Source organism: Pseudoalteromonas sp. SR45-5 (assembly GCF_014163565.1).
GTDB classification, from domain to species: domain Bacteria; phylum Pseudomonadota; class Gammaproteobacteria; order Enterobacterales; family Alteromonadaceae; genus Pseudoalteromonas; species Pseudoalteromonas distincta.
In genome coordinates, this window is sequence record NZ_JACJDN010000198.1 from 1 (window position 1) to 6352 (window position 6352).

General features: G+C 41.1%; 6 protein-coding genes and 1 tRNA gene. All 7 read left to right on the forward strand.

Annotation, left to right across the window (positions count from 1 at the left end):
* The coding region (rlmE, locus tag H5072_RS09230) for a 23S rRNA (uridine(2552)-2'-O)-methyltransferase RlmE (RefSeq protein WP_182693350.1) at window positions 1-610 on the forward strand (610 nt) is incomplete at its 5' end.
* A 66-nt stretch (window positions 611-676) separates the two neighbouring features.
* Entirely contained in the window at window positions 677-2620 is a 1944-nt protein-coding gene (ftsH, locus tag H5072_RS09235) for an ATP-dependent zinc metalloprotease FtsH (RefSeq protein WP_039485975.1), read from the forward strand.
* Window positions 2621-2698: 78 nt separating this feature from the next.
* Window positions 2699-3544: a dihydropteroate synthase gene (gene folP / locus H5072_RS09240; protein ID WP_182693351.1), complete on the forward strand. Its 846-nt coding sequence runs from the start codon at window positions 2699-2701 to the stop codon at window positions 3542-3544.
* The gene (glmM, locus tag H5072_RS09245; RefSeq protein ID WP_002962765.1) at window positions 3544-4893 is read left to right on the forward strand and encodes a phosphoglucosamine mutase; all 1350 of its coding nucleotides are present in this window, start codon (window positions 3544-3546) and stop codon (window positions 4891-4893) included. Before folP ends, glmM begins: the two co-directional genes overlap by 1 nt.
* A 71-nt stretch (window positions 4894-4964) precedes the next feature.
* Window positions 4965-5714, forward strand: coding sequence for a triose-phosphate isomerase (tpiA, locus tag H5072_RS09250; protein ID WP_002962767.1), 750 nt, complete (start codon window positions 4965-4967; stop codon window positions 5712-5714).
* A 1-nt stretch (window position 5715) separates the two neighbouring features.
* The gene (secG, locus tag H5072_RS09255; protein ID WP_002962769.1) at window positions 5716-6069 is read left to right on the forward strand and encodes a preprotein translocase subunit SecG; all 354 of its coding nucleotides are present in this window, start codon (window positions 5716-5718) and stop codon (window positions 6067-6069) included.
* Between the two features lie 80 nt (window positions 6070-6149).
* Window positions 6150-6234: transfer RNA gene (locus tag H5072_RS09260), tRNA-Leu, on the forward strand.
* Window positions 6235-6352: the final 118 nt, after the last annotated feature.

Here is a 6352-nt window from a genome sequence, read left to right on the forward strand (position 1 = left end):
AGCCAGTTCACAGCGATGGCTGAAAGAACATTTTGATGATAAATATGTTCAAGAAGCGCAAAAAAAAGGCTGGCGTTCACGAGCGGTTTTTAAATTAGATGAAGTACAAAATAGAGATAAGTTACTTCGCCCTGGTATGACCGTTGTTGATTTAGGAGCAGCTCCAGGAAGCTGGTCACAGTATTTGGCAGAAAAAGTAGGTGACAAAGGTCAAGTAATTGCCTGTGACATATTACCTATGGACTCACTTGCGGGTGTTGACTTTTTACAAGGTGACTTTCGTGAAGAAGCTGTGTTAAATGCGTTGCTAAAACGTATTGATGGTAAAAATGTTGATGTGGTACTCTCTGACATGGCACCAAATATGAGTGGTAATAACTCAGTAGATCAAGCGGGTAGTATGTATTTGGTAGAACTTGCGCTGGATATGTGTAGTCAAGTACTAAAGAAAAATGGCGCATTTATTGTTAAGGTTTTCCAAGGTGAAGGCTTTGATCAATACTTGCAAGATGTACGTAATAGTTTTAAAGCAGTGAAAATACGCAAACCTGATGCCTCACGTGCCCGTTCTCGGGAAGTATATATAGTAGCGACTGGATACAAACTGTAGTACAGTTGCTTGGCGTTTAGTTGAATTTAAATTAATTGGATACAAGAGGTTAACCCCTTGAGCGATATGGCGAAAAATTTAATACTATGGCTGGTGATTGCAGTTGTGCTGATGTCAGTCTTTCAGAGCTTTAATGGTGGCGAGCAAGTTGATCGTCAAACAAGTTACACTCAATTTGTTAAAGATGTCCGCAGTGGCTCTTTACAAGAAGTTATTATCGACCGCGGTACAGGAAATATTACTGGTACTAAGAGCAGTGGTGAACGTTTTCAAACAACGATGCCAATGTACGATGAAGACTTAATAAATGATTTACTTAAAAATGATGTAAATGTGAAGGGTGTACAACCTGAAGAACAATCATTCTTAGCAAGTATATTTATTTCTTGGTTCCCGATGATACTGCTTATAGGTGTATGGATATTCTTCATGCGTCAAATGCAAGGCGGTGGCGGTAAAGGCGCTATGTCATTTGGTAAGAGTAAAGCCCGTTTAATGAGCGAAGATCAAATTAAAACCACGTTTGCAGATGTTGCTGGTTGTGATGAAGCGAAAGAAGATGTTACCGAATTGGTAGACTTTTTACGTGACCCTTCTAAGTTTCAAAAGCTTGGCGGTAGTATTCCTAAGGGCGTACTAATGGTTGGTCCTCCTGGTACTGGTAAAACGTTACTTGCAAAGGCTGTTGCGGGTGAAGCGAAAGTACCGTTTTTTACAATTTCTGGTTCAGATTTTGTTGAAATGTTTGTCGGTGTTGGTGCGTCACGTGTACGTGATATGTTTGAACAAGCTAAAAAAGCGGCACCTTGTATTATCTTTATAGATGAGATTGATGCGGTTGGTCGTAAACGTGGCGCAGGTATGGGCGGCGGTAACGATGAACGTGAGCAAACACTCAACCAAATGCTAGTAGAAATGGATGGTTTTGGTGGTAACGAAGGTATTATCGTTATTGCGGCAACTAACCGACCAGATGTTCTAGACCCTGCATTACTTCGTCCAGGTCGTTTTGACCGTCAAGTAGAAGTAGGTTTACCTGATATACGTGGTCGTGAGCAAATACTTAAAGTACACATGCGTAAAGTGCCATTAGGCGATAACGTAGAGGCGGCTCTTATAGCGCGTGGAACACCTGGTTTTTCTGGCGCTGATTTAGCGAACTTAGTAAACGAAGCTGCACTTTATGCTGCACGTGGTAATAAACGTGTTGTAAGTATGGCTGAATTTGACGCTGCTAAAGATAAAATCATGATGGGCGCAGAGCGCAAAACCATGGTGATGAGCGAGCAAGAAAAAGAAATGACAGCATATCACGAAGCAGGCCACGCAATTGTGGGCCGTATGGTTCCTGAACATGATCCAGTTTACAAAGTATCTATTATTCCACGTGGCCGTGCGCTAGGTGTAACAATGTACTTGCCTGAACAAGACCGTGTTAGTCATTCAAAAGAACTTTTAGAATCAATGATTTCAAGCCTTTATGGTGGCCGTATTGCTGAAGCGCTTATTTATGGTGCTGACAAAGTAACAACGGGTGCAAGTAACGATATTGAGCGCGCAACTGATATTGCACGTAAAATGGTTACACATTGGGGTTTAAGTGAAAAGCTAGGTCCATTGCTTTACGCTGAAGATCAAAACGAGATGTATATGGGTGGTGGCGGAAGCCGTGCATCTAGTATGTCGGATGATACTGCTAAAGTAATTGATGCTGAAGTACGCTTGTTTTCAGATCGTAACTACCAAAGAGCAGAAGAAATATTAAAAGAAAATATTGATATTCTTCACTCAATGAAAGACGCGTTAATGAAATACGAAACAATAGACGCTAAGCAAATTGATGATTTAATGGCGCGCCAACCAGTGCGTGAGCCGCGCGATGCTCATGACCGCCATGAAGCTAAGCCGGTAAAAGAGCAAGAGCCTCAAGAGCCAGTGCTTGATGAAAGTCAAAAAGCGGATGATTCATCGAAAAAAGATGAAACAAACCTTGATGACAAAGCTGAATAATCGTTAAAATAGTAATGAAAGCCCCGAATTTCGGGGCTTTTTTGTATCAGCTATTTAGAAAAAGAATAAAGGTTGGCAATGACTAATATATTAAAGCTTCCCAGAGGACGTACGCTCAATATTGAAAAGCCTGTTATTATGGGAATATTGAATGTAACGCCAGACTCATTTTCTGACGGCGGGCAGTTTTTAGACCCCAAAATAGCGCTAAAACGCGCAATGCAATTGTTAGAGGATGGTGCGCAAATAATTGATATTGGGGGGGAGTCTACCCGCCCAGGCGCACCAGATGTGAGTTTAAAAGATGAACTTGCCCGAGTAATTCCTGCTATTAAAGCGATACGTCAGCACAGTGATTGCGTTATTTCAATTGATACCAGTAAAGCACAAGTAATGGAGCAAGCAATACTTGCAGGGGCAGATATAGTCAATGATGTAAGAGCTCTACAAGAAATAAACGCCTTAGAAACGGTTGCGCAGTATGAAGATGTAGCAATTTGTTTAATGCATATGCAAGGGCAACCTCGCAGCATGCAGTGCGCACCTCATTACGACAATCTGTTTGCAGATATAAATATTTTTTTTAGTGAACGTATTAAAGCATGTGAAACAGCAGGGATTAAGTTTGAGCGACTTATTCTAGACCCTGGTTTTGGATTTGGAAAAACACTTAGCCATAACTATCAAATATTGGCTAAGTTTGATGATTTTAACAAGTTAGGTTTGCCATTATTGGCCGGATTATCTCGTAAGTCGATGATAGGTAATCTATTAAATAGAGAAACAAATGAGCGATTAGCGGGCAGCTTAGCGGGTGCGTTAATCGCGGCGCAAAATGGCGCAAAAATTATTCGTGTACATGACGTTAAAGAAACCGCAGACGTACTTGTTGTATATCAAGCCTGCGAGAAAGGAATTGCATAATGAAAGAAAGAAAATATTTTGGTACTGATGGCGTACGTGGTCTAGTAGGAACGCCACCTATTAACCCTGAGTTTGCAATGAAGTTGGGTTGGGCTGCAGGGCGCGTATTATCTCAAAGTGGTACTAAAAAAGTCATTATAGGTAAAGATACGCGTATTTCTGGCTACATGCTTGAAACTGCACTTGAGGCTGGTTTAATTGCCGCTGGTATTGATGTTGTATTACTGGGTCCAATGCCGACACCTGCAGTTGCGTATTTAGCGCAAACATTTCGTGCAGAGGCAGGTATAGTAATTAGTGCCTCACATAACCCTTATTACGATAACGGTATTAAGTTTTTCAATGGGCAGGGTCTAAAGCTTGACGATGAAGTAGAGCTTCAAATTGAAGCGATGCTTGATGAACAAATGACATGTGTTGCTTCAGATAAACTAGGTAAAGCTTCGCGTTTAGTTAGTGCAGACGGCCGTTATATAGAGTTTTGTAAGAGCCAGTTCCCCCAAGGGTTATCTTTAGAAGGGCTTAAAATTGTTGTCGATTGCGCAAATGGCGCTACATACCATATAGCTCCTTCTGTCATGCGCGAACTTGGCGCTGAAGTTATAACACATGCATGCGAGCCTAATGGCGTTAATATAAATCATGAATGTGGCGCTACTCATGTAGATACCCTTAAACGCAAAGTGCTTGAATTTAAAGCTGACGTAGGTATTGCATACGATGGGGATGGCGATCGTGTAATGATGGTTGATCATAATGGTCGTGTATTTGATGGTGACGATTTAGTTTATATTATTGCTTGCCAAGCTGCCGAAGATGATATGTTGGGTGGAGGTGTAGTTGGCACTGTAATGTCTAACATGGGTCTTGAAAATGCTTTAAAAGCAAAAGGTATCGAGTTTGCTCGCAGTAAAGTGGGTGACCGCTATGTAATGGAATTACTACAGCAAAAAGGCTGGAAAATTGGCGGTGAAAGCTCAGGCCATGTATTAAATTTAGATTTAATTAGCACGGGTGATGGCATTATATCAAGTTTGCAAGTACTTGCAGCTATGGTTGCACAAAACCGTACACTACAAGATTTGGGTGCTGGTTTTACTAAATATCCAATGAAAATGATTAACGTGCGCTATACCGCTGGAACAGATCCGACAAAAGCGCCAGAGGTACTTTCAGCTGTAGCAGAAGTTGAGCTTGCTTTAGGGGACAAAGGCCGAGTTTTACTGCGCAAATCAGGCACAGAACCTGTTGTTCGTGTTATGGTTGAAGCTGAGCAAGAAAAAATTGTAATAGACAGCGCTCAAAAAATTGCAGCTGTTGTAGAATCTATGAGCAAACAGACTGATTAATAACAATAACCTCTTGTAACTTTGGGCGAGAAAAGTTAATATCTCGCCCGCTTTCTAATGTGGAGTGGAAAATGGCAATACGCAAGGCGATGGTCGCAGGCAACTGGAAAATGAATGGTTCGTTAGAGCTAGTTAAACAAATGTCTGATGCTATTAACGATGTAAAATCACAAGAGATGGACATTGTTTTATTTCCTCCATTCCCACTTGTACCTGCGATGATAGCTAGTGGTGTTTCTACAGGTGCTCAAACTGTTTCTGAAAATACACCTGGTGCGTTTACCGGTGAAGTAGACGGACAGCTTCTAAAAGACTTAGGTGCAACTTACGTACTCGTTGGTCACTCTGAACGGCGCAGTATTTATAACGAAAGTAATGAAACTGTCGCTGAAAAGTTTGCTAGAGCACAAGAAGTTGGGTTAACACCAATTTTATGTGTTGGCGAAAGTGAAAGTGAGCAAGAAAACGGTCAAACCGAACAAGTAGTTGCTGCACAAATTGATGCAGTAATTGAAAAATTAGGTGTAGCAGCACTGAAAGATTCTGTGATAGCATACGAGCCCGTTTGGGCCATAGGCACAGGTAAGACTGCATCGCCAGAGCAGGCACAAACTGTTCATAAATTTATCCGTGATAAAATTGCTGCACTTGATAGCACTTTAGCACAAGGGCTTTCCATCTTATATGGTGGTAGCGTTAATGAAAAAAATAGCGAATTATTATTTGCACAAACAGATATAGATGGCGGCTTAATTGGCGGCGCAAGTCTAAAAGCAGAATCTTTTTCTGCAATCTGTAACAGTGCAAAAGGGACTGTATAAGATGTACGAAATTTTATTAGTAGTTTATTTAGTTGTGGCTTTAGCTCTAGTTGGAATGGTTTTAATTCAACAAGGTAAAGGCGCAGATATGGGTTCTTCATTTGGTGCTGGTGCTTCAGGCACGGTTTTTGGTTCGTCTGGTGCTGGTAACTTTATGACAAAAACAACCACAAGCTTAGCAACAGTATTTTTTGTTTTAAGCATTGTGCTAGGTAACCTAACTGCAGGTCAAATTAAAAAGACTGACGAGTGGGAAAACCTAGAAGCAGCTCCTGCAGTAGAAACTGTAGTTCCTGTTGAAGAAGATGTTCCGGTAACATCTACGAAAGAGCAAAGCTCTGACGTACCGAACTAATTTAGCGTAATGCTATCGTTAAACGATTTATACTCCTCAAATAAATCATATGTTTAACAAATAAGCGAAAGCTTAAAAATGCGGATGTGGTGGAATTGGTAGACACGCCACCTTGAGGGGGTGGTGCTTTCGGGCGTGGGGGTTCAAGTCCCCCCATCCGCACCAAATTTAGAAACCAGTAACAGAAATGTTACTGGTTTTTTTGTGCCTGCGATTTAAATTGAATGTTATTTGTACTTTCTTTTTTTAAAGGGCAATTAGTTATGTAGAATTTTGAATTGTT